The organism is Hymenobacter sp. (genome assembly GCF_036387835.1).
Lineage (GTDB): Bacteria > Bacteroidota > Bacteroidia > Cytophagales > Hymenobacteraceae > Hymenobacter.
On the sequence record NZ_DASVSY010000072.1, the window covers coordinates 23,984 to 46,556 of the forward strand.

At 56.0% G+C, this 22,573-nt stretch carries 20 protein-coding genes; 13 read left to right on the forward strand and 7 right to left on the reverse strand.

The features are described from left to right. Window positions 1-24 precede the first annotated feature (24 nt). On the reverse strand, window positions 25-273 hold the full coding sequence (locus tag VF639_RS13590; protein ID WP_331146457.1) for a hypothetical protein: 249 nt from the start codon (window positions 271-273) through the stop codon (window positions 25-27). Between the two features lie 148 nt (window positions 274-421). Between VF639_RS13590 and VF639_RS13595 the strand changes: the two genes are divergently transcribed. Continuing rightward, window positions 422-622 (forward strand): hypothetical protein, encoded by a 201-nt coding sequence (locus VF639_RS13595; RefSeq protein WP_331146458.1) that lies wholly within the window; start codon window positions 422-424, stop codon window positions 620-622. A gap of 73 nt (window positions 623-695) precedes the next feature. On the opposite strand, the gene VF639_RS13600 is transcribed toward VF639_RS13595, so the two are convergent. After that, window positions 696-1,385: a class I SAM-dependent methyltransferase gene (locus VF639_RS13600; protein WP_331146459.1), complete on the reverse strand. Its 690-nt coding sequence runs from the start codon at window positions 1,383-1,385 to the stop codon at window positions 696-698. Window positions 1,386-1,746: 361 nt separating this feature from the next. Between VF639_RS13600 and VF639_RS13605 the strand changes: the two genes are divergently transcribed. Both VF639_RS13605 and VF639_RS13610 read left to right on the forward strand, forming a co-directional pair. Continuing rightward, a complete protein-coding gene (locus tag VF639_RS13605; RefSeq protein WP_331146460.1) occupies window positions 1,747-2,337 on the forward strand; it encodes an alpha/beta hydrolase family protein in 591 nt (196 codons plus the stop codon). 55 nt (window positions 2,338-2,392) lie between these two features. Further along, entirely contained in the window at window positions 2,393-3,568 is a 1,176-nt protein-coding gene (locus VF639_RS13610; RefSeq protein ID WP_331146461.1) for a hypothetical protein, read from the forward strand. A 113-nt stretch (window positions 3,569-3,681) separates the two neighbouring features. On the opposite strand, the gene VF639_RS13615 is transcribed toward VF639_RS13610, so the two are convergent. Further along, window positions 3,682-4,881 carry a VWA domain-containing protein gene (locus tag VF639_RS13615; protein ID WP_331146462.1) on the reverse strand — a complete coding sequence of 400 codons (1,200 nt, stop codon included), beginning with the start codon at window positions 4,879-4,881 and terminating at the stop codon, window positions 3,682-3,684. A gap of 253 nt (window positions 4,882-5,134) precedes the next feature. Between VF639_RS13615 and VF639_RS13620 the strand changes: the two genes are divergently transcribed. Both VF639_RS13620 and VF639_RS13625 read left to right on the forward strand, forming a co-directional pair. After that, window positions 5,135-7,078, forward strand: coding sequence for a sensor histidine kinase (locus tag VF639_RS13620; protein WP_331146463.1), 1,944 nt, complete (start codon window positions 5,135-5,137; stop codon window positions 7,076-7,078). Window positions 7,079-7,204: 126 nt separating this feature from the next. Then, the gene (locus VF639_RS13625) at window positions 7,205-7,843 is read left to right on the forward strand and encodes a response regulator transcription factor (protein ID WP_331146464.1); all 639 of its coding nucleotides are present in this window, start codon (window positions 7,205-7,207) and stop codon (window positions 7,841-7,843) included. Between the two features lie 87 nt (window positions 7,844-7,930). Here VF639_RS13625 and VF639_RS13630 read toward each other — a convergent pair whose 3' ends face one another. After that, window positions 7,931-8,971 carry a hypothetical protein gene (locus VF639_RS13630; RefSeq protein WP_331146465.1) on the reverse strand — a complete coding sequence of 347 codons (1,041 nt, stop codon included), beginning with the start codon at window positions 8,969-8,971 and terminating at the stop codon, window positions 7,931-7,933. Window positions 8,972-9,317: 346 nt separating this feature from the next. On the opposite strand from VF639_RS13630, the gene VF639_RS13635 reads away from it, so the two are divergent. From VF639_RS13635 to VF639_RS13655, 5 genes are all read left to right on the forward strand, one after another. Continuing rightward, window positions 9,318-10,109 (forward strand): TssN family type VI secretion system protein, encoded by a 792-nt coding sequence (locus VF639_RS13635; protein ID WP_331146466.1) that lies wholly within the window; start codon window positions 9,318-9,320, stop codon window positions 10,107-10,109. A 78-nt stretch (window positions 10,110-10,187) separates the two neighbouring features. Then, on the forward strand, window positions 10,188-11,366 hold the full coding sequence (locus VF639_RS13640) for a hypothetical protein (RefSeq protein ID WP_331146467.1): 1,179 nt from the start codon (window positions 10,188-10,190) through the stop codon (window positions 11,364-11,366). Between the two features lie 33 nt (window positions 11,367-11,399). After that, window positions 11,400-12,314, forward strand: a complete 915-nt coding sequence (locus VF639_RS13645) for a hypothetical protein (protein WP_331146468.1) — start codon at window positions 11,400-11,402, stop codon at window positions 12,312-12,314. A 43-nt stretch (window positions 12,315-12,357) separates the two neighbouring features. Next, window positions 12,358-12,783 (forward strand): GPW/gp25 family protein, encoded by a 426-nt coding sequence (locus VF639_RS13650; RefSeq protein ID WP_331146469.1) that lies wholly within the window; start codon window positions 12,358-12,360, stop codon window positions 12,781-12,783. 271 nt (window positions 12,784-13,054) lie between these two features. Then, window positions 13,055-14,896 carry a type VI secretion system baseplate subunit TssF gene (locus VF639_RS13655; RefSeq protein ID WP_331146470.1) on the forward strand — a complete coding sequence of 614 codons (1,842 nt, stop codon included), beginning with the start codon at window positions 13,055-13,057 and terminating at the stop codon, window positions 14,894-14,896. Between the two features lie 338 nt (window positions 14,897-15,234). Here the strand turns inward: VF639_RS13655 and VF639_RS13660 are convergent, their stop codons facing one another. Beyond that, on the reverse strand, window positions 15,235-17,805 hold the full coding sequence (locus VF639_RS13660; RefSeq protein ID WP_331146471.1) for an ATP-dependent Clp protease ATP-binding subunit: 2,571 nt from the start codon (window positions 17,803-17,805) through the stop codon (window positions 15,235-15,237). 337 nt (window positions 17,806-18,142) lie between these two features. Here VF639_RS13660 and VF639_RS13665 point away from each other — a divergent pair, with 337 nt between their 5' ends. From VF639_RS13665 to tssD, 3 genes are all read left to right on the forward strand, one after another. Next, complete coding sequence (locus tag VF639_RS13665) at window positions 18,143-18,583, forward strand: hypothetical protein (RefSeq protein ID WP_331146472.1); 441 nt, start codon at window positions 18,143-18,145, stop codon at window positions 18,581-18,583. 65 nt (window positions 18,584-18,648) lie between these two features. After that, window positions 18,649-20,022 (forward strand): DUF5458 family protein, encoded by a 1,374-nt coding sequence (locus VF639_RS13670; protein WP_331146473.1) that lies wholly within the window; start codon window positions 18,649-18,651, stop codon window positions 20,020-20,022. Between the two features lie 106 nt (window positions 20,023-20,128). Then, complete coding sequence (tssD, locus tag VF639_RS13675; RefSeq protein WP_331146474.1) at window positions 20,129-20,530, forward strand: type VI secretion system tube protein TssD; 402 nt, start codon at window positions 20,129-20,131, stop codon at window positions 20,528-20,530. A gap of 108 nt (window positions 20,531-20,638) precedes the next feature. Here tssD and VF639_RS13680 read toward each other — a convergent pair whose 3' ends face one another. Both VF639_RS13680 and VF639_RS13685 read right to left on the reverse strand, forming a co-directional pair. Beyond that, entirely contained in the window at window positions 20,639-21,502 is an 864-nt protein-coding gene (locus tag VF639_RS13680) for a hypothetical protein (protein ID WP_331146475.1), read from the reverse strand. A 323-nt stretch (window positions 21,503-21,825) separates the two neighbouring features. Beyond that, window positions 21,826-22,308, reverse strand: coding sequence for a hypothetical protein (locus VF639_RS13685; protein ID WP_331146476.1), 483 nt, complete (start codon window positions 22,306-22,308; stop codon window positions 21,826-21,828). Window positions 22,309-22,573 lie beyond the last annotated feature (265 nt).

Sequence of the window (22,573 nt, forward strand, 5' to 3'; positions counted from 1 at the left end):
TTACCAGCAAGCGATTAGTGGGCGCTAGTAGATATCGTGGCGCTCGAAGGTGGCTTGCAGATCCTGGTGCATCTGTTGGAACCGGTTGAGGACGGCCTGCATGAATTCTTCATCGAGCAGGGCGCGCACTTCCTCGTCGCTGGTTACGTCCATCTCGCTCACCTTATACGTCTGTTCGAGCGGCCCCCTTTCGAGCTTGATGAGGTACTTACCGTTCCAGGAAAAAAGTGTGATTTTAACCTCTGGATGCGGAATATCGGCAAGTTGGCGCATAGCGGAAACAAGGGGTGAAAAAGAATGCGCGAAGATAGGCAGCCCACCTATAGCAACAGGTGAAGCTCGACATAACACCTACCCGCAAGCATCGTACCACTGCAAAGTAAGCAGCACCCTTTTTGTTTCACTTTCAACACCTTGCATCATGGCACAAGGAGACAAGTCGGCGTATACCGACAAGCAAAAGCGTCAGGCCGAACATATTGAAGAAAGCTACGAAAAGCGTGGCCTGTCGGAAGAAGAGGCCGAAGCCCGCGCCTGGGCGACCGTCAACAAGCAAGACGGGGGCGGCAAAAAGAGTGGCTCAGGCCGTAAAAAGTCTGCTCAGCCCGATAAAGACGAGTAAATGTAAGGAGCTAGGAGGCAGGAGCTAGAAGTTAGGAGAGCCGAACAACTCCTAACTTCTAGCTCCTGCCTCCTCACTTCTTTTGCGCTACGAGCTTCACCAAGCGCATCTGTTGCATGCCGAAGTCGCCTATTCCGGGGTTTTCTTCGTAGCGCAGTATGGTGAAACCCGCGGCAGTGTAGAGCTTCTTGAGCTCGTCGGTATCGAACACTACATTTTCGCCAATCTTACGCACTTTGGTAGCGTCGTGGTGGAATCCTTCAATGACCACCAGGCCGCCGGGCTTCAGACTCTGGCGGACCTTCTCGACGTGGTTACGGCCGCCAGCGTAGATGAAGGCCACTAAATCCCACCGGTTGGTTCCGAAGTCAAACTCAGCGTCGTCCTGCACGAAAGTGGTGATGCGCAAGTTGGCTTTGCGGGCATTATCCTGGGCCAGGTTCACAGCCTCGTCGGCAATATCTACGCCATAGGCATCCCACCCCTGGCGGGCCAGAAACAGCGTGTTTCGGCCCTGGCCCATGCCCACGTCCAGAGCCTTACCAGGCGGACGGCCTTTGATGGTTTCCGCGAGCAGCTTGTTGGGCTGAGCATTGAATGCCACCCTAGTTTCTTTGCCCGTCAGGACGGCGTTCCACTTCTGCCGCTCCATTTCCTTAACTTCTTTCTGGCTGGGCGCAGGGTTTGCAGTGGAAGCAGATTGCTGCGCAAAGCCCGTTGAGAGCAGGGTCAGCAGCAAAAAAATAGTAAAGAAGGATTTCATAGTGGTGGAATAGCTACCTCAATTTAAGATAATTGAAACGGCTCCTGCGTTATTCAGTCGGCCAGACGCTGATATTTCTGGCTGAAGTTGACCAACGAAGAGGTATTTACTTTTCTAAGAACGCAGCAAGCATGAATAGTAGTTTTAACCCATATTGAAATATAGAAGCTGTTTAGGAAGTTACTCGCCCGTCCTGCTTGATCTGCCGTCCGCACAGGCGCAGGCATGGTCAGAGCATCTCGCTTACAGACGTAGGGACGGGCACTTACTATACAAGCAACATACTTCAACTGCACTTCCGCCCCTAGCTTGATGCGCCACATGCGGACGCCAGATCGAGCAGGACGGTCAAGCTGAAGTAGTGACTTTTAAACACCTTCATAAACTCAGCAACAGCATCTCCAGCGACTGGGGCGGCCAGCCCATCCGCGACTACCTGTCCGCCATCGATGCGGTGAGCGAGGAGCCCTACGTCGATAAAGACCGGCGAGGCTGCGTGGGGGCTTCTTACGGCGGCTACTCGGTGTACCAACTGGCGGGCAAGCACGAGGGCCGATTCAAGACGTTTATTGCCCACGCCGGCCTCTACAACCTTACCAGTTGGTACCCTAGCACCGAGGAAATGTTCTTCGCCAAGCACGATATGGGAGGCACGCCCTGGGACGCCGCACTCAACAAAAGCTACACCGATTTCAACCCGCAGCTGTTCGCCAAAAATTGGGATACGCCCATCCTTGTCATCCACGGCGGCAAAGACTTCCGGGTGCCCGAAGATCAGGGTATGGAAGCCTTCGGTACGGCGCAGCTGCGCGGCATTCCGAGCCGGTTCCTGTATTTCCCCAACGAAGGCCACTGGATTCAGAAGCCGCAGAACTCGGTGCTCTGGAACCGGGTGTTCTTTGAGTGGCTAGGCCGCACGCTCAAGCCGGAAACACAGGCAGCAAAACAATAGCTGAACTTAAGAGTAAGAACCGTATTCTTATTTGCTACTGTTTCCCTTCTGCTTTATGCAACGATATTGTGTACTCCTGTTCCTTGTTCTGGTAGTAGCGCGCACGGTAGCCGGCCAGCAACACGATTCAACTACTACTAAGGTTGATATTAGCATTCCTTTTGAACTCCCAATTGCCTTCCAGATAAGTGCTTTGGGATATAAGCTAGATTCGGTGGAGCGCGTGAACAACCAGAAAAACCGGGTCCGGTCAGTTGCAAAAATCAGCTTAGACAAAAGCCGGCCCGATACCGTTTCCTACATGGAATTTGACCGCCAAGGCAACAAAAGCCTCGACTACAATCCTGCTTTTCGGGCACGTACCCGAATGGAATATGACCAGCAGAACCGGTGCATTCGGCACATCATCTATGCTAATCCAGGATATGAATTGGGCTTCGAAACTAAATATGACACGCCTTCGCGTACGACTACCACTGAAATTATTTTGCCGGATGGGCGCCGCGAGCTATACCAACGTACCGTTCAGAAGCAAATAGGCGATACTGCTTTGACTGTAGCAAATTTTTACAAGACAGTATATAATTCAAACAACCAGTTCCGCAAGCTGGTAATGCGTCACTATACCTACCATCAAGACACGGTGCTAATAACAACGCAAGCTTATAGCTTAGATGGTCCTGTTATAAAGTCGACGACGGAGTATCATATTAAGCGCAACGGTATGCGAGTCGAAGATGGCGATGTGGACTACAAACCGGCAATTGATAAGCTTATACTGGTTGATAAAAGGGCACAGCAGCTACGGAGCTGGCTGCCGACAGCTGCCTTCTACGACACCCTAACTCATCAAGTAAAGGGAGTATTCAACCCGAAGCATCTGTTTATCTACGACAAAAAGAAGCAACTACTCAATGAGAAATATATTGCGCCAGCACGCAAGCAGGAACCAGCGGAGCAAGAGGTTTATGCTAGTGCGGGAGCTGCCACTGCTTCTATTACGTCCGTGTCAGCTGAGATGCGTTACAAACGCAACAAAGCCGGCCAAGTCTTAATCCAAGAATATTACAAGCCCAACGACCCTATCTTTTCAGTCAAGCCGATAAAGCAAGAATTTATTTACTCACCGAAAGGGCTATTACTTGAGTCGAAGAATATCCAGGTGGAAAACTTAAATGAGCCCAATACTTTAAGAGAGCGGCGCTACCGGTACGCCTATACCTTTTACTAGAGCATCCGCACGCTAAAGCCGGAAACACAGGCAGCAAAATAACATCCCATAAGAAAGGGCCCGGAGTAATCCAGGCCCTTATCTTATGGGAAAGTGTTGATCAGTTGATGCTCTTATGACTTGCTGTACTCGGCTATGAGGCGCACCAGGAGGTTGTTGAGGTATTCTACTTGATAGTCGCCGACGGAGGCTTCCAGGTGGCTGTTGCCGATGCCGCTGTGGTTGGTGATGAACACGTAGGTGCCACCGGTGCTCAGGGCCAGCGTCCGCATCAGAAACTCGGTACTCGTGTCGATGCCGCTGGCCGTTATCGGGATTAGCCGGATGCCTTGGCGGGCCGCCGTGCGGGTAAGTTCCTGGATGCGGGCACGGGCTTCGTCGTGGGGTGGTGCATCGAGCACCAGAAACAGCAGGCGGCAGCGCGCTTCGGTGCTCCATTGCTGTTGCAGGGCTACACTCAGGGCTTCGTCCATAGCTTCCGGAAAATCGCCACCGCCGCCGGGGCCTTGGGCCTGCACGAAACTTAGCAACTGGTTTACATTCTGCGTGAAGGGCAGGGCCCGCGTCACATACTCGTCGCCTTTGTCGCGGTAGAATACGCTGGCCAGACGCAGATCAGCGGCGGGCACCTGAGCTTCTGCCCTCGTCACAACGTCGCGCAGTTCGGTTTTCAGGTAATTGATTTCGTCGCCCATCGAGCCGGTGGCATCAACCACGAACATGATGTCGACGGGGGTTGCAACAACCGGACTTGCCGCTATAACCCGGGTAGCTTGGTGCTCGGTGGCAGCTATTGGCGCGGGAGTGAAAGTTCGGCCCCGGTAGCTGACCTGCACCGGCAAGGCCGTGATACCAGCAGAGGGTTGAAATAAGGTTGGGAACAGCTCGGCCCGGCCCAAATGGTCGGTGACTGCAGCGGTAACTCCGGTGGTAGCAGGATTCAACCCCACGCTCACGCGCGCACCGGCCAGCGGCTGACCAGCAGCATCGGTCAGGGTGAGGGTATAGCGCGTGGTGGAGTACAGTTGCCACTGTGCCGGCAATGCCGTCCAGGCGGGCCGATTCAACACATCCAGCCAGAAGCCCCAGTTGCGCAGGTCGCTCCACTCTCCGGCGGTTATCACGCCTGCTTGGCCGGAACCGCCTGGGTTATTGCTGCTACCAGTACCAGGGTTACTAGATCCGCCGGGCCCGCCCGGACCCGCAAAAGTCGTACTGTAACCATTTGATACCGGGGAGCCGGTTTCTTCGGCGGCATCGGTGCAGCCCTGCAGTAGTAGCAGGAGCAGTAAAGAGAGGAAAAGTTTTTTCATGGATGCAAATACTAGTGCGTGATAGAAGCCTCAGTGGCAAGAGCTAACAGTTCACTTATGGGTTGCATGCCAGCTGATTTTTTCGCCGATGCTTTACCTTATTCCCCATTTCTGACCCAATTTTGGCTGTCACTACCAAGGAAAATTTGAAATATTCAGAAAAAACTAAGTACCACCACTGAAAATATTACTTTACAACAATAATATTGTATTATGTCTTTTATACGTGTTGTATCATTCATAACCACCACTTGTGCTGTCACGTCTACTAAGCTTTTGGCTGTTTGGCAGTTGGTTTTTATGCAGCGGGCCCATCCGGGCGGAATCACTGCCGCCTCACTCTCTGGCCGATACGCTGTACCTGCAAGAATCGAACGGCCAGCACCTTTCTGAAACGTATCGCTACTGCACCGAGCCCTTCAGCGCCCCGCTTAGTGCCCGTCACGCCGATTCGCTGTGGCAAGCAGGAAAGTTTCGGGCGGGACCCTGGCACCGTACGCTCAACCTCGGGTTTGTCCACCACCGACTGTGGCTGCGGCTGGTGGTGCAGAATACCTTGCCGGAAAGCCGGCGGTTTCTGTGGAGCGTGTACAACTACACCGACAGCGCGACCCTTTATTGCCGACGGCAAGGTGAGACGGAATTCCGGCAAGTAGCCGCGGCTAGCTCCCAAGTGCCCGCCGCTGAGCGGGTGTTTCCGGCGCGGAGCTTGTGCCTGCCCTTCGTGCTGGCCGGCGGCGAGGCAGCTGAATTGTACTTGCGCATCGACTACCACGCCGGGGCCCTGTATATGCCCACCGACGTCACCACCACCGAAGATTTTTTGGCGTGGGAAGTGAACTACGTCTTTCACAAGCGTTGGATCTGGCTAGTAGGTTTCTACCTCAGCAGTGCGCTCTTCAACCTCGTGCTGTTCGCGTTCCTGCGCGACCGTGTGCACATCTGGTATGTTCTCTACGTGGTTTGCACCACCATCTTCCTGCTCATGGAAGACGGCCTGGATGCCTTGCTGCTGCCTACGGGGCCGTACCAGCTACTCTGGGATGTTGGCCAATTCAACTTCATGCTGCTGGCTGCCGCTTGTGGCATCCGCATCATGCAGCTGTTTTTGCGGCTGCGGGCGGGCTGGCCCCGGCTGCACCAGGCCGGCAACGTGTTGGTGGCGTTAGCCCTGGTTTTTGTTGGAACTTACTTCCTGTTGTATCCAGCGGCTGTGCGCAGTCACAGTACCGGCACAGGCCTTTTGCTTCTCAATGGAGGGCGTGAATTGCTGCTGGCGGCTATTTTCACGTACGGTTGGGTGGTGCTGCTGGCGGCACTCCTCACCAAGCGCCGGCGCCGGCTGGCCGCCTACTACTCCCTCACCTACTTCTTTTTCTTCACGGGGTTTATCTTGTTCTGGCTCAACCATATTGGCCTCACCAACCTGCACCTGATGCAGCCCAACACCTTGGCTTGGGGCTTGTTTTTCGAGTTGCTGGTACTAAGCGCACTCCTCACAGGGCGTTTCCGCCATACGCTTCGGCAGAACGAGCAGTTGCGCATCAAGCAGCTACGGCAGCGCAATGCGCAAGGAGCCCGGCTCATTGCGGCGCAGGAAGAAGAGCGGGAGCAACTGGCCCGCGAGCTGCACGATGCCTTGGGGCCCAATCTGGCCGCTTTGCATTTAGCCTGGCAGGGCCGGGCGGTGCAGCAGGCCATTGCCAGCTCCCCGGAGGCGGCGGCGGCGGGCCGCCACACCGAACTGCTGCTCCGCCACCTGCGCGATGAGGTGCGCACCTTCAGCCACGCCGTACTGCCTGCCGAGCTCGGCTTGGGCGGACTTGCGGAGTCGATAGGGGCGCTGGCAGAGTTGCTTAACATCTATGGCAGCCCCACCGTGCGCACCTTCTGCGACCAAGGCCTCGACCAGCTCCCGCAGCCGTTGCAAACGGCCGCCTACCGGATTGCGGCCGAACTGCTTAACAACGCGGTGCGCCATGCCAATGCCACCGAGGTGCAGGTACAGCTGCTTCGGCTCCCGACTACGCTACAAATACTGGTTGAAGACAACGGGGCCGGCTTCAAATCCAACTCGCACGGGGCGGGCATCGGCCTGCGTGGCGTGCATGCCCGGGCCGAGTATCTGCGGGGCCAGGTTCATATCGACAGCACCCAGAAAGGCACCTGCATTGTGGTACACCTGCCGTACTCCTGACAGTTAACTTTTAAATTAATAAGGCTAGTTGTTGAGTTGCCAAAGCCAGGTTTCCTTCTGAATTTATTGATTTCAATCCTTACCGCTCAGCATACTTTTTCACTCATCTATATTCACAGTTTGCTTATGCCGTGTCGCTTACTCATTCTGGATGATCATCTTATGCTGATCCAGGGTCTGTCCCGGCTGCTGGACGAGCAAACGGATTTGCAGGTTGTGGGCCAGTTCAACTCGGGTGAGGCGCTGCTAGCCGAGTTGCCTGCCACCAATCCAGCACCTGCCGATCTGCTTTTGCTGGATCTGCACCTACCTGGCGTCGATGGACTGACCTTACTTCCCCGCCTGCGGCAGCAATGGCCGGGCATGCGCGTGCTGGTGTTCAGCACCGCTTCTACCATGGAGTTGTTGGAGCGCCTGGAAGCGGCGGGAGCGAGTGGTTTCGTTCCTAAATCGGCCGATGCCAGTCAGCTGCTGATGGGCATCCGCATTGTATATGCGGGCAAGCGCTTCTTTCCGCATGACCACCTGCCCACGGCCCCACCGCCTCCCCCCGACTCGCCGCGGCAGTTACTGCATCAGCTTTCCCCTCGCGAACGAGAAATCGTTGGCTTGGTGCGCGAAGGGTTAACGACCCGGGAAATGGCCAACCATCTGCATTTGTCGGAATTCACGGTAAGCACGCACCGCCGCAACATCATGCACAAGCTCCAACTCCACAATGTTGCCGCGCTGGTCCAGTTCGCGCACAAGCACGGCTTGTCGTAGCAAGCTCAACAAAGCCGAAGGATGCAGTCCGAAAATCCCGTGATTTTCGCCCTGTACCCTCTGCTAGTAAACAAGTTGGGGTAGGCTTTACAAGCTGGAGGTAGTATAGCCTAGCACGGCCGTTTCGCCTTCGTCGGAAAGCACAAACGACTCATTGCCGGGGGCCACTTCGTAGCGGAACACCACGTCGGTTTCGAAGGCCACAAAGTAGCGGCACAGCAACCCGAGGGCGCGGGCCTGCCAAGTATCAGGCGCCAGATACACTTCGAGTTCGGCGGTCGACAACGACAGCAAACTAACTTCCAGGGCCGGCAGGGTTTCCTGATAGGCGCCGCTTAGCACCAAGTCGCGGCCTAACTCGCCTTGACCGAGCATCGCCCCTGAGGCTCCTTCCGCGGCTTGAATGGCCTCGGGCGCGAATTGCAGCGGTGCCACGGTCCGCAGGCGCACGGGCACTTCCAGCACACTCTCAAACACTTGCTGTGTGCGGGGCAAGTCGCCGACGATGCGGTGAGCGAGCGGCAAGAGGTAAAGCAGCGTAGTTACTTGCCGGACCGGCAACTGCCCGCTTAGCTCCCAAAAGCGGGCCAGCACTTGGTTGTACCACTCGGCCGAGAGGTTGGTCATGTACCGGCGCTCTTCCAGCTCCAGCAGCACCCGGAAGTGGTAAAACTCTTGCTCGAAGGGCAGGAAAAAAAGCCGGGAAGCCTTTTCGCGGCGGCGCTGCGCCTGAATATCCTCAACCATTGCCCGCACGCCTTGTTGCGGCCGTGGGTCGCCGGGATGATGGAACAGCTGTTGGGGCAGCGCATCATAAAGGCCTTCGCGGTGCACCTCGATGGCGGTTTTCGAGGAGCGCCAGCGGCCGGTTTCTTCTTCGGTTACGGTGCCAATGTCGCGGCGGTAGCGACGGGCAAACAAGCTCACAGGCCGCACGATAAAATCGTTGAACTGGTAGCCATAGTCCAGCAGCTCGGCCAACACTACCTCCAAACGCAAATCCAAAGCATTACGACGCAACTGGTCGATCAGAGGCCGCGGGGCACTGGTTGCAAACTGTTTAGGCGTCGGCGCAGGCGCAGGCAGCTCACCACCGAAAAAGCGTCCATATGCGCTTGAGTTTGGCATACTATCTTTTTTCTGACAACTTACAATCAAATGACTGAATACTTCAAAAAACCAAAGCCAGTAACTTACTGCTGTTTGATGGCTAGGCTGTGGTTATTGGTTGTGGTTGATAACTTTTGGTTCACCCAAACCTCTATACCATAGACCAATAGCCACCAATCAAAAACCTACCCGTCTTAAAGTAGGTAGAGTGGTCGGTTCTGGTTGAGCTTGACGGCCATCAATTCAACTTAGAGAGGCTAACAACCTGTTGATTTAGTTATTTCTTTTACGAATACCGATAAAGCTAGCTTGAAATATGCTGACTCCCAATCCGCAATCACATGCGCGCAGTGCGGTAAATAGTATGCTTTCAAACGCTCGCTCTAGTCTACAGCAGAGCCCGACGTTTGTGAGTGTGTTTCTGTACTTGCTGTGCAGCCTGCTGCTGTTTGGCCTACTAGGTGCCGGAGCTATTTACAGCCCGCTTTCCTACAAACTCACGTTTTTACTGGTGCAGACCGTGTCGCTGCTGCTTGGCTGCTTCCACCTCTACGCCCAGGAACGGTGGCTGTCCTGGTTCAATCCCGACGACTGGATTCACGGCACCGTAATGACGGTATTGAGTTGGATGGCGGGCGCTTTGGGCGTGGCCCTGCTGGTGTGGCTGCCCGCCCGCGAAGGTCGCGCCAACCCCATGGCATTCGTAATGGCGACTTTCCCGGCCATCATTCCCTACTTTTTTTACGAAGCCTACCGCGCCTGGCGCCAGATTCCGCACAAGCAGTACAAGCTCTGGTACTACCAAGCCAATTCCACTGGCCCCGACCTGGCGCGCCTCGACCTTAGCAACTTCATGGTGATTCACTTCTGGATGTCGCGCCGGTTCGGCGAATCGCTCTACCACGACTTTTCCTCGAAGGCCCCGCACGAGATGCACTTCAGCGACTTGTTTCACATTTTCCTCACCGACTACAACGCCCTGAAGCCTGATCAAGCCATTCAGTACCTCAACGAGCAGGGGCAGTCTTTCGGATGGATTTTCTACGTCAAGCAACGGTGGTGGAAACGCCGGCGCTACATCAATCCCGACTACAGCTTCCGCGACAATTTCCTGAAGCAAGGCGACATTATTGTGGCTCGCCGCGTGCTTGGCTAGGGCCCAGCCGCCCGCATTGTCGGACACTTAACTAATTTGCCGAGCCAACTATCTTCTTGTTTTCTTTTTATCTTTTCTATGCTACCTGAAATCAAGCACTACCCTGTGAATTGGGTTGATGGGATGAAAATCTCCCGCCGCCACTTCACCGAGCTTGAGCAATTTACCACCGAGCACCTGCGCGATGCCACGGCCACCGCGCTCAGCACCCACCGCTATGGCCTGCTCCCCACCGACCCTCACGGCCTCTCGTCGTTCGAGTTGCAGCTTAGCGTTGATCAGCAGCAGGGCATTCAGGCCCGCCTCAGCTATTGCCGCGCCGTAACGGCTGGCGGCGCCCGCATTGAAATAACCGGCGGCAGCACCCCGCTCACGCTGCGCACCAGCCTGGCGCAGCTGCTGACCGAGTTCAACCTGCCGGCCCCCACCGAGCAGCTGCGCTTCAGCGTAGTGGTGTCGGTGAATCCGTACGTGCGGGTGCCCATGGGCCAGCCGGCGCCCGAAGAAGTGCCGCCCCGCCACCCCTACACCCTGCCCGAGTACAAGCTGAGCGTGGTGCCTACGCAGCAAGTAAACACCACGGCCGTTAGCTCTTTTCATTTGGTGGTGGGCGAGCTGCTGTACACCAATGGCGCCCTGCGCCCGGTGCCGCAGTTTATTCCGCCGAGCACCTCACTTACCAGCCACCCGGCACTACTGAAGTGGCTGCACCAGCTAGAGCATATTCTGCAGGAAATAGAAACCGACGCCTTCAAGATCATTCACAAAGTGAAGCTGCGGCCCGACAAAAGAAGTCACCTCAGCGAGCAAGTGCAGTTTCTGGCCGAGCGTACCGTATTTGCCCTGGCCCAGCACCTGACCACTCTGCACCTGAGCGCCGCCGAGCAGCCACCCATTCAGCTGCTCGACACGCTGCTGCGCGTGGCCAAGCAAGTGAAAACCGCCCTCGACTGCCTCACTGAAGCCGAGCGGGAAGAAATGCTCAAATACTTCGAGCAATGGTCGGAGACGCTGCCGGCCACGCTGCTCAACGCCCTGAGCGGCGCCGTAACCATGCGCTACGACCATCACCGCGTGCACGAGCACCTAGAGCAGCAGTATGCGCTGTGGCAGCTGGTGGCCAACGTGTTTCGTCAGCTCACGCAGCTCGAGTATATTGGGAAGAACAAGGAAGGCTGGAAAACCTTTATTAATGAGAATCCGGTGGAGCTGGCTGCTGCTCCCGAAAAACCCATTACGCGGTGGAATCCATTCTAAGCCTGTTTTTCGCTCGTTACCACTCCCGCCTGCATGAAGCCCCTCAACCACACCGAACGCACCACGCGCCTGTGGAAATTCACGCTCTTTTATCTTCTGGCGCTGGCCTTGCCGCTGGTTGCCTCCTACTTCCTGTTTTCCGACGGCTCTGTGGCAGTTGAAAACGAGAAGCTGAAGCGCGAGCTGCAACGCACCCGCACCGAGCAGTTCGCTTTACTCACCCAACTCGACACCCTCACGGGCCGCTTAAAGCACATTGAGCTAACCGACCGGCAGCTACGCACCGAATCCAATGACCTAGTTATCGGCGACCTAAACAAACGCACGCAGGACGACCTCAATACCATCGACTTAACCTTGCGAGATTTGCGCGGCGACTCTGCCAAAATGCAGTTTGTCACCAACAAACGCATCGCCCAAAACGTACTCCGCGACTTCGACCTGTTCCGCAGCAACCGCAGCACCATCGACTTTCTGCGCCAGTCGCTCGACAAGAAGGGCATTGATGTATCGGGTCGGGAGCAGGTAGCGGCCGAACTGGCTCAAACCAAACAACTGCTGGCCACCTACCAGGCGGCAGCGGCCAACCGGCCGCCTCCCATGGCTAGTGGAGGAGGTGGCGGCGGTGGCGGCAATAGTGGCGGCGGTGGTGGCAACAGCAGCGGCGGCAACGCCCGCAACGCCGATTTGCAGCGCCGACTGCAGGAAAGCGTCAGCCAGGTAGCCTTGCTTAATGACCAGGTAAACTTTGCCAATGCCGACTGCTTACGCCTGCGGGCTTCGGGCCTAAGCAAAGACCGGCGCAAAGACATGCTGGAACAGGCGCGTAAAGGCTTTGTAGCAATTCTACAAAACCCAAGCTCGGAAGACATGAAGGACAGCGTGGAGAAAATGATTGACTCCATCGACAAGGAATTAGGCCGGAAGCGGGGTCTGTTTGGCAATTAATATCTGGGGCGCTGCGCCCTGTTTTCGTTGGAAATTAGCCTTGATGAGCCAGGAATACTACCGTCTGCCCCTGAACTTCGAGGAACTGCTACAGCGTCGGCAGTTGCCCCGCTGCTCGGTGCAGGAGTCGATTGCGCAGCACCTGTACCTGATGCTTACCACCCACTTCGGCGAGTCGCGCTTCGACCCGGGTTTTGGCTGCGTGGTGTGGCAGCAAGACTTCGAAGTGATGACCAACATGCGTTGGAAAGACAACGTGCAGCGGTCCGTAGAACAAAGCATCAACGAACGGGAGCCGCGCCTAGAGCAAGTGAAAGTGCAAGTCGGCATCGAGGACTTCGAGCTGCGGGGCGTTAACCAACGCATCCGCAAGCGGCTGGAAGTAACGGTCCGGGCGGTGCTGCACCGCACCAACGAGCCGTTTGCCTTCCGGGCCAGCCTGTTTGTAGCTCCCCTGGCGGTGGTATAGCAAGCAGTGCTCGATGCATGCTGTAGCGCCGCGACATTTGGCTGCGCCGACCTTCGGTTCGCGTCTCGTCATTGAACGACTAGCATTGAGCGAATTTGAAATAGGCTGTAGCGCGCAGCTTTTACTTTGCGTCACACTAGTCAAACAACGTCAGCAACGCCGAGACGCGAACCGAAAGTCGGCGCAGCCAAGGGTCGCAGCTCTACCCCGTTCACACATCGTTTACTTTGTTATACCCTAACTTCATACTCCTATCCTCCAAGCTCTAGCTATGCAGTTTTCCGACGATTTCACGAAGGCGGGTATCAAGAGTCGCCTCACCCAGCGAGCCGCCGAAATGTGGGGCTACACGGAGGCCGACATGGACGGCTTCGACCCGCTGGTGCAGATGCTGCTCGAGGCCTGCGCCGTGGAGCTAGAGAAGATAGGCCAGGAAATCAATAGCACGCAGTACCGGCTAGTGGAGCGCCTAGCGGGCCTGCTCAACCCCGACGTGGTAGATGCGCCCCGGCCCGCCCACGCCATTGCCCAGGCGCAGTCGCGCGAGCCGGTAATGCGGTTGCCGGCTGATGCGCAGTTTGCCTACCAACGGCCCGCCGCGGGCCGTGCTGCAGCCGGACCTGCCATCTTCTTTTCGCCTTTGCAAGCTACCCGGCTCGCCGACGGGGCCGTGCGCTACCTTGCCACCGACGACCAAGTGTGGCGCGTGGAAACCGGCGCGCAAAAGCGCTTGGTAGCCGTTGCGAGCCGCCCCGAACCCGCCGAGTACCGCCGCCTCTGGCTCGGCCTGGAACTGCACCCCGAAGTAGCTTCTCTTGCCGACCTAACCTTTTACTTTGACTGGCTAAACGAGCCCCGGCGCGAAGCCTACTTAAACTACCTGCCCGGCGAAACCTGGCGCCTGGCCGACCGCATGCTGCCCGTTGACCGAGGCCTGGACGCCAGCCCCCACGACGCCACGCCCCTGCTGCATCAGGAGTACGACTTCTTGCAGCGCGTAGAGCAACACGTGCGCAATTTCTACGCCCCCAGCTTTGTGCGTTTGCTCCCCAACCCCGGTGCAGAGCTGCAGTTCTATACGCGCGAATCTTTCCCTGCTGCTTTAGTGCCGCGCTTCCCGGCGGAAGCAATACAGACCTTCACGCAACCGCTCATCTGGTTGGAAGTGCGCTTTTCGCACGCGCTGCCTCCCGAGGCTTTAACTACCATTACCTGCGGCTTGAACTGCTTTCCGGTGCTCAACCGCCGCCTCAACAAGCAGCTATTCCGGCTGCAGCCTGCCCTCAATATCTTTCCGCTGCACTCCGAGGAAGCTTTTTTGGCTATTCGCGAAGTGTACAGCTTGCGCAACGTGGTGTTTCGCTCCACCACCCTCAGCACCCTGCAGGAAAACGAAACCGACACTTATACCGTCCGCTACGGCGCGGGCCGCTTCGACGCCCGCTCGGGTAAAGAGGCGCTGCTGGAGCTGCTGGAGCTGCTGCGCGACGAAAGCCGGGCTTTCACCGCTACCGGCACCGACTTCGTTTCCAACACCCTACGCGAGCTAAACCAGAACCTGGCCCGTCTCGAAGAGCGCCTCACCCAAACCAACGCCGACCTCACCGCCGACCCGGCTCCCTACGTAATGCTGCGCCCCCGCGACGCCAACGACAGCGTGTACCTCGAGTACTGGTCGAGCGACGGGGAAGCCGGCAACCGCCTGCCCACCGGCTCTATCCTGCAGGTCTACGACGGGCACTACCTCAATACGGTGCAGTTGCTCACCACCACCACGGGCGGCCGGGAGCGGCCCCGCCCCGAAGAGCGCGTGCACGCCTTGCGTAAAAACCTGCTCAGCCGCAACCGCATTGTAACCGTAGAAGATATCCGGGCCACTTGTTGGGCCGAACTCGGCAACCAGCTCGGAGAAGTACACATCGAGAAAGGCTTCCGCAACGGCACCACGCCCACGGCCGGCTTTGTACGTTGCATTCGGGTGTTGCTCACGCCCGCCTCAGGCAGCCGGCTTTCCGCCCCCGAATGGCAGCGCACCGCTCAGGAGCTACAGGTACTGCTCTCCAGCCAGTCAGCCATGAACCTGCCTTACGAAGTAAGCGTAGCAACGAGCTAAAGCGTACAACTCCAATACCAGAATGGGCGTCATGCTTCCTGCGTCAGCATGACGCCCATTCTGGTATTGAACAAATGTAGAGACGCGACCCTTGGCTGCGCCGACCTTGGGTTCGCGCTCGGCGTTGAACGATCCGTCTAGGACAAGCTCATCTAAACAACGTCAGCAACGACGAGACGCGAACCGAAGGTTGGCGCAGCCAAGGGTCGCGTCTCTACATTCGCCTAACGAAACACGCGAAATGCTTCGACAAGCAGACGCCAGGTGGAGCATGACGTTCTTTTTTATCTGTTCGAATAGCTTCCTAGAGTTGAGTCGGGGCTTTGCACTCAACTTTTTTAAGCGCTAGCCGCTCCCGATACCACCGCCTCTTCCTTCGTTTCGGCGGGAACGTCTTCCACCAGTTCCTCTGGCTCTGGCGCTTGCACCTGCCAGGTTAGCTCGTCCGCTTCCACTGCTTTATCCAGTGAAATCACCGTGCCTTTGCTGGCTTCCCCGGCAATAATCATTCGGGAGATGGGGCGCCGGAGCTGCTGCCGGATTACCCCTTTGATGGGCCGGGCACCGTAGCGCGGCGTGAAGCCCGACAGCGCCAAATGCGTACGGGCGTCTTCCGAAAGTTCGAGCGTGATGCCCTGCCGCCGCAGCTGCTCCTCCAAAGGCCGCAAGTGAATGTTGAATATCTGCACCACGTTTTCTTCGGAAATTGGGGCGAAAGGCACGATTTCGGTGAGTCGCGCCAGAAACTCGGGCCGGAAATGGCGGCTCATCGACTCCATGAGCGTGTTGGTGGCCGGAATCTGCCCCGCCCCGAAGCTCTGGATGATTTGCTCACTGCCGATGTTGGACGTGAAGAGAATAACGGCGTTGGAAAAGTCGCCCTCCCGCCCTAACCGGTCGTGTAGGCGGCCTTCGTCGAGGATCTGCAGAAAGATGTCGAACACCGAGCTGTGGGCTTTTTCGATTTCATCGAACAGCACCACCGAATACGGCTTCTCCCGAATCTTATTGACCAGCATGCCGCCTTCCTCGTAACCCACGTAGCCGGGAGGCGCCCCGTACAGCAACGCGGCCGAGTGCTCTTCCTTGAACTCCGACATATCGAAGCGAATCAAGAACGACTCATCGTTGAACAGGAAATCGGCCAGGGCCTTGGCCAGTTCGGTTTTGCCGGTGCCCGTAGGGCCGAGCAGAAAGAAAGACCCAATAGGCTGCCCTGCCTTGGTGAGGCCGGAACGGGACTCCAGAATGGCTTCGCAGAGGGCCTTTACGGCGTGGTTTTGACCGACCACGCGCTGCTGCAGGGTTTGGTCCATGTTCAACAGCTTGTCCCGCTCGTTGCTTTGCAGCTTGCCTAGCGGAATCCCCGTCTTACCCGACACCACGGCGGCAATATCAGCGCGTTCTACACTTTCCTTTTTGGTGCCCGACAATATTACTACGGCCGCCAGCAACTCCCGGATGTAGTTTTCCAATGCCTCGGCAGTTTCCAGCGTTTCGGGCTGCTGCTCTTGGTCGAGCTGGTTGAGCCAGAGGTGACTAACCTGGTTTTGCACCTGGTACAGAAACCAGCGCATCTCCTTCAGATAATCGGCGTCGGCTAGCTCGGGCTTGCGGGCTACCAGGGCCTCAAACTCCTGTTGCAGTTGCAGCAATTCGGCGCCGGCGTGCTCGTCCAGCATCCGGATGGCCGCCATCGTGCGGTCGACCAGGTCGATGGCAGAATCGGGTAGTTGCCGGTCTTTGAGGTAGCGCTTGGCCAGCCGCACGGCTTCGCCTATGGTGCCCTCGCCTACTTGCAGGCCGTGGTGGGCAGCATAATACGGCAGCACGCTGTCGAGCATGCGCTCGGCCACCACCACGCTCGGCTCCTCCACCCGCAGCACATCAAAGCGGCGGTTGAACGCCTCGTCGGCCTCAATGTATTGGCGGTATTCGTCGTTGGTTGTGGCCCCAATCACCGTGATTTCGCCGCGGGCCAGCTCCGGCTTCAAAAGCTGCGCAATACCCGCCCCCGCCGAGCCTTTGGGGTCGAGCAGGGCATGAATTTCATCGATAAAAAGAATGGCGCGGTTGTATTGCTTGATTTCGCTGAGCACATTCTTGATGCGGTCCTCAACCTCGCCTTTGTAGGAAGCCCCGGCCACCAACGTGCCCAAATCCAGCTCAAACAGCACTACCTGCTGCAAATGACCCGGCACCTTTTTCTGCACGATTTGCTGCGCAAAGCCCTCTACCAGCGCCGACTTACCGACGCCCGGCTCGCCTACCAGCAGCACGTTCGGCTTGGTGCGCCGCCCTAGAATTTCGGCCATCTGCCGCGTTTCCCGGTCGCGGCCCACAATAGGGTCTAGCTTACCGGCTTCGGCCTGCGCGGTTTTATTGACGCAATACGTGGCCAGCGCGCCGGCCTTGCCCGCCGCGGCCCGGTCGGTTAGCGGCGTCGACTCCTGCCCATCGGCACCGACTGCTACGGGCTGCATGGCGTCGGGCTCGGCGGCCTCTATCACCTCGCGCTGCGTGAGCGGCAACGACTTCAATTGTTCCGGCGTGTAAGCCAAGCCCGGCCGGAGCACGGCTGCCAATGCACACAGCGGGTCGGTTTCGTCTTTGGAAAGCTGCAGGGCCACCAGGTCCGCCACTTCCAGTATCGGTTTCATTTCCTTATCCGGAGCAGGCATTTCGGGCGGGCGGGCCGCTTTGGGTAGGCCTTCCAACCGGACTTCGGCCCACTCCCGCAGGTAATGCACGTCCTTGCCTAGGTCCACAGCCAACCACGATGCCAGCCCTATCTCGTTGTGCAGCAACGCTGTAAGTAAATGCGGAGCCGCGTAATATTCGTGCCGGTATTCATGAGCCACTGCTTGCGCAATGTGCAGTACGCGTTTCAACTCGTCGGTGTAGGCCATAGAAAAGGAAGGGAAATTCAGAATTTAATAAGCTAAGAATAAGCAGGCCCGGCAACCTCTGCAACTTCAAATGCTAGGTAAAACAGAGGATTATGTTTGGCAGTTGGGAAGATAAAAGAATATCGTTTCTTGCAGCCGAAAGTAGCACTCGCACAAGTTTAAATAGTAGCGTTTCTTTGTTTGCAGCGCACCTGAGCCGTATGTGAGCAAATTATTAAATAATGAAGAACTTCAGAATAATCTTAGTTGCTTACAAAATTTGACGTACCTTAACTACTCAACGGCCCGTATATAGGTCCAGTTTAATTTGTGGCTTTAAGCTTAACCATACTCTCTTATGTATAACTACGGAATAGGTGGACAAGAGCGTAAACTCGATAACGCGCAGGAGGCCATCAGTGATATCCCCCTCAACCGCACCCTACTAGTTCAAAAACTCACATCTGATCCGCCGGTGCGCGCGCAGATAGTAGAGGGCCTGCGTACTCCTGAAGCCGTTTTTGCTCATTTCAAGCCTCAGGTGGAAGTTGAATTCGAGAAGGAAGATGGCAGCACCATTCAGGAGAAGCTGAACTTTCAATCGCTCGGTGATTTTGGCAAGAAAGGCATCATCAACCAGAGCGATTTTTTGCAGGGCCTAAACACGCAAGCAGACGATTTGCAGAAGCTGCTGCGGCAACTCAAATCCAACAAAATTTTGAAGTCGGCACTCGACACGCCGGAGACGAAAGCGGCTTTTTTGGCTGCCATTCAAGCCATGATCAGCGAGCTTGAGTAGCTTTTGCTGCTTTTGCCCTTATTTTTCTGGCCTTACTTGTATCGTAATAGATAGAGCGCTCCTCTATGGCAATTGAACAAAAGAATGCTGCCGCGGCGGCCAATTCCCGCGAGCGGGAACACGCCCCTAGCCTAGAAAAGAATACCCAAACGCTGGCCAAATTCGGCGGTTTCGATTTGCTGGAGACGACCATCGACGGTGCCTCTAATCTGAACCCTGAAAAGAAGGCCCGCAAAAAAATCTTCCTTACGGAAGACAGCAAAAAAGAAGACCGTCAGCAGCTGAAAAAGCGCCTCGCGCTGTGGCACGAAATGCTCAGCAAGGCCGATTCGGTGTCCGATGCTGTGCAACAGTGCGAGCAGCAGGTGGAGTCGTCCATCAACCAGCTCACCGACAACCTCAAGAAAGCTATTGAGGCCACCCACGACATCGAACAGTCGTACCGCTCAGTGGCGCTGTTCTACCGCAATACCGACCAGGACCAGGTGAAAAACATCTCGGTTCTGAATGCGGATAAAGAACAGCTGCAAGACTTGGACAATACCACGTTTATTGACGCGGTATCCAGCGAGCTAGAGCAAAACTACGACCGCCTCGACCTGCGCGACAACTACTCGCTGCTGGTAGTACCGGGCTACCTCGGTTCCAACAAGGTGGTTGAAAAGTGGGCCAAGATTGCCCATAAGAACAAGGTAATGCTGGTCACTGACTTCGAGCACTACGACACCCCGGACGACGTAATCGAGCTGTTTGAGGAAGCCAACCTGGCGGGCGGTGATGCGCACAAGTCCAACGTCATTATGGCCTGCAACTGGCTGGTAGGCCGCGGTAAGCTAGAGGAGCTTGGTGAAGAGGAAGACCTATTTGTTCCTCCTTCCTCAGCCTTGGCAGGCCGTATCTACAGCACGCTTGCCTCGCAGGTAACGGCGGGCCGCAAGCACGGCACCCTCAACGAGGTAGATGGCGTACGCTTCCCACTACGCAAAAGCGAGATTGCCAATCTTGAAAAGCTCGGTCTGGTGCCCATGGTCAACGAGTACGGCCGGGTGATGGCCTTCTCGGCCAAAACGCTCTTCAACGGCGACAATATTGGCTTGCAGACCTACTCGGTAGTGCGCGTCTTCGACTACGTGACCAAGGTGCTGATCGACTTCCTAAACCGCCGGGCCTTCGAGAATTGGGACCACAACATGCGCATGGACATCCAGAGTCAGATCGTGCGTTTCCTTGACGGCATTGCGGGTCCGGGCAAACTAATCGAGAAGTTTTCCATCAAGCGGTTCGAGCGCGACCCCAACCAGAAGGATCGTATCTTGCTGGACATCCACATGGTGCCTTATTTCCCGGCCAAAACCTTCCTGGTTTCGCTGGATGGCACTAAGGGCGACGATCCGGATGCACCGGGCCGTGACTGGAACGCCGAATACAAGCAGCAGTAGCAGAAGAAGAGCAGGGCTGACAAGCTGTATGAGTGAAGTGAATAGCCTTAATAAGTAGAGTAATCCTTTTCAATCACCCATTTTTTAACCCTAACCATTTTTTGATATGGCCTCTTTTAGTGCATTTTTCAACGCCGCTGGCAGCGGTGACTGCGAAGTAGTAAGCTGCAGCTACTCCTTCGACCAAGCCATCGACGACAAAGGTCGTCCGTCGTCTAAGGTTCAGGGCGGCACTATCAAAGTGACTATCGTTTCTACCGACAGCGCCTCTCTGACGAGTTGGATGCTGGACCCTTACAAGCGCGAGAGCGGCAAGATCACCTTCAAGCGCATCGACCAGGACTCGACGCTGAAGGAAATCTCTTTCGAAGAGGCGTATTGCGTAAGCTACTCCGAGCATTTCGATGCTCGCGGTGCTGACACCAACACCTCCATGACGCTGAGCCTCACTATTTCAGCAAACAAAATCAACGCTAACGGCGCTACCCTAGACAACCGTTGGGTATAAGCAGTTGAATCATAAAAAAGCCCCGGCAACAAATGTTGCCGGGGCTTTTTTTATGGCCAATAGACCTCTCAAAGCTGCTACTAACCCTGTGTTGCTGTTGCTTGCTCATCAAAGCTTTAAAAGTAGTAGAATAGGAGGCACACCCCATGCGTTAAGTGCCCTCGATAGGATTTGCTCGCCCGCCGCATCATAGCCGTAGCGCGTGCCCTTGGCGTCGAGCAACTGCCCGGCCGCGCCATAGCGCCGGTCCTGCCGCTGGTCGGTGGTAAACAGGTTGCCCACCGCATCAGGCAAGCGTAACTCCCGCGTGCCGTCGCCAAACGTGGCGGCCGCTAGGTTGCCCACCGCGTCATGCTCAAAGCGAGTGAGCCCGTGTTGGCTGTCCTCGATCTGCGTGAGCCGGTCATCGGTCTGCCAGCCGTAGTGACGTACCCGCTCCGGCTGGCCTACCCGCGCGCGGATGTGCTGCTCCACCGGGCGGCCCAGCGCGTCGCGCTTCCAGCTCGTGCGTACCCCGCCGCTAAGTGTGCGTTGTAGCTCCAGGCCCTGCGCGTCCCGCTCGAACTGCGCCTGCCACCTACCCGCCTTCATCTGCTCCACGCTCCCGCTGGTATCGTGACTGTAGCAGACCTCAGCCCCTAAAGAAGAGCTCAGGCTCGTGCGGTTGCCCATTGTGTCGTATTCACTGGTGACGGTGTACTCACCTTGCCGCTCTTGCAGCACGCGGCCCGCAAGGTCGCGCTCGAAGTGTACGGCGACCGTAGCGTTGGTGGCCTCGAGCAGCATCCCATCAGCCCGGTAGCGGTAGCTCTCGCTGCTGCCATCCTCATACACCACTTCGCTTACCCGGCTTATCCGGTCGTAGGTGTAGCGGGTGCGCTGGCCGGTCGGCATCGTCAGTTCGGCGACGCGCCCGCCTACATCCCGCTGATAGCGCCGTGTCAGGCCGTCGAAGCCTACCTCTGTCACCACATCGCTCTCAGCATCGAGTTCGAAGCGGTAGACGAGGCTGTGCTTATCGACTTATAGTACCTGAAGCTACAATAGCGTTTTTAAATAAACAGTTGACAAGCGTTAGCAAGTAGGTTTTAAGCCAGAATAGTGAGAAGTAGAACATACAAAATAGACTTACCCCTAATTAGAAAGCTCTGAAACTTCTTCTGGTTTTTGACTGGTAGAACGCTTTTCCTGCCAGCAGAGCTGCTATCTATTGACGCTACTAGCAACCTTGGTCGCTGAGTCTTAGAAGCAGGCTCCAAAACGCGACATTTTTTATTGGAAAACAAGTCTAATGATTAAGTCATGGGCTTACCGGGCTGCCAGAGTACAAAGTTGAAACTTTCAATATCCACGTCCTGCGCTACAACAGGTAGCATTGCTACCTTTTCCAACAGTAACTCATAACCAATATTCTTTGGACCTCGTCCTACATACTCCCGCTCAGTAAACCCTTTAACTACTACGCTGTACTTACCAGCACTAACTTTCGTGGCAGCTTGTGGAGCTTTAGGACCATCAAGATGCAATTTTTGATAGAATGCTGGCTCCCAATCCATAATTGAATAAATATCAGCTACTACTATTTTGTTGCACTCTCCTACTGTTAATGGGAAGGGAGGAGTCGTGAACCGCACCCAATCAGAGCGGACACTACTGCTTTCACCTTCATTTACAACAATTTGGTAATCAATAGGCGGAATAGTATAAATAGGCAGAATAACACCCTGCTTAATTACTTCGTCGCCAATTGCAGAATCCTGGTTGAATAGTTGAAACAAATTGGGAGTTGTATTTTTTTACTCTTCACAAATTCCGTTAAAACGCACGGATCGAAGACAACAATGCCTTCTCCGTCAAGCATGGGGTCAAGTTGCTTGATCATAGCTGGTTATCTGAATTATTATTAGAATATTTCAGGGACAAGTACCATCACCCGACCCTTGGCTTTTGTTCCATCCCAGTAGTTTGTCAACAGCCTCTTCAATTGTTATATCTCGATGAATGGCGCTGTCGGAATTTGGTAAGTCTCGACCTCTACGTTGG

What these genes read in the sequence shown, in the direction of transcription:
- VF639_RS13590 (WP_331146457.1), bottom strand. Translation starts at nt 273, where the DNA reads ATGCGCCAACTTGCCGATATTCCGCATCCAGAGGTTAAAATCACACTT.
- VF639_RS13595 (WP_331146458.1), top strand. Translation starts at nt 422, where the DNA reads ATGGCACAAGGAGACAAGTCGGCGTATACCGACAAGCAAAAGCGTCAG.
- VF639_RS13600 (WP_331146459.1), bottom strand. Translation starts at nt 1,385, where the DNA reads ATGAAATCCTTCTTTACTATTTTTTTGCTGCTGACCCTGCTCTCAACG.
- VF639_RS13610 (WP_331146461.1), top strand. Translation starts at nt 2,393, where the DNA reads ATGCAACGATATTGTGTACTCCTGTTCCTTGTTCTGGTAGTAGCGCGC.
- VF639_RS13615 (WP_331146462.1), bottom strand. Translation starts at nt 4,881, where the DNA reads ATGAAAAAACTTTTCCTCTCTTTACTGCTCCTGCTACTACTGCAGGGC.
- VF639_RS13625 (WP_331146464.1), top strand. Translation starts at nt 7,205, where the DNA reads ATGCCGTGTCGCTTACTCATTCTGGATGATCATCTTATGCTGATCCAG.
- VF639_RS13630 (WP_331146465.1), bottom strand. Translation starts at nt 8,971, where the DNA reads ATGCCAAACTCAAGCGCATATGGACGCTTTTTCGGTGGTGAGCTGCCT.
- VF639_RS13635 (WP_331146466.1), top strand. Translation starts at nt 9,318, where the DNA reads ATGCTTTCAAACGCTCGCTCTAGTCTACAGCAGAGCCCGACGTTTGTG.
- VF639_RS13640 (WP_331146467.1), top strand. Translation starts at nt 10,188, where the DNA reads ATGCTACCTGAAATCAAGCACTACCCTGTGAATTGGGTTGATGGGATG.
- VF639_RS13645 (WP_331146468.1), top strand. Translation starts at nt 11,400, where the DNA reads ATGAAGCCCCTCAACCACACCGAACGCACCACGCGCCTGTGGAAATTC.
- VF639_RS13650 (WP_331146469.1), top strand. Translation starts at nt 12,358, where the DNA reads ATGAGCCAGGAATACTACCGTCTGCCCCTGAACTTCGAGGAACTGCTA.
- VF639_RS13655 (WP_331146470.1), top strand. Translation starts at nt 13,055, where the DNA reads ATGCAGTTTTCCGACGATTTCACGAAGGCGGGTATCAAGAGTCGCCTC.
- VF639_RS13660 (WP_331146471.1), bottom strand. Translation starts at nt 17,805, where the DNA reads ATGGCCTACACCGACGAGTTGAAACGCGTACTGCACATTGCGCAAGCA.
- VF639_RS13665 (WP_331146472.1), top strand. Translation starts at nt 18,143, where the DNA reads ATGTATAACTACGGAATAGGTGGACAAGAGCGTAAACTCGATAACGCG.
- VF639_RS13670 (WP_331146473.1), top strand. Translation starts at nt 18,649, where the DNA reads ATGGCAATTGAACAAAAGAATGCTGCCGCGGCGGCCAATTCCCGCGAG.
- tssD (WP_331146474.1), top strand. Translation starts at nt 20,129, where the DNA reads ATGGCCTCTTTTAGTGCATTTTTCAACGCCGCTGGCAGCGGTGACTGC.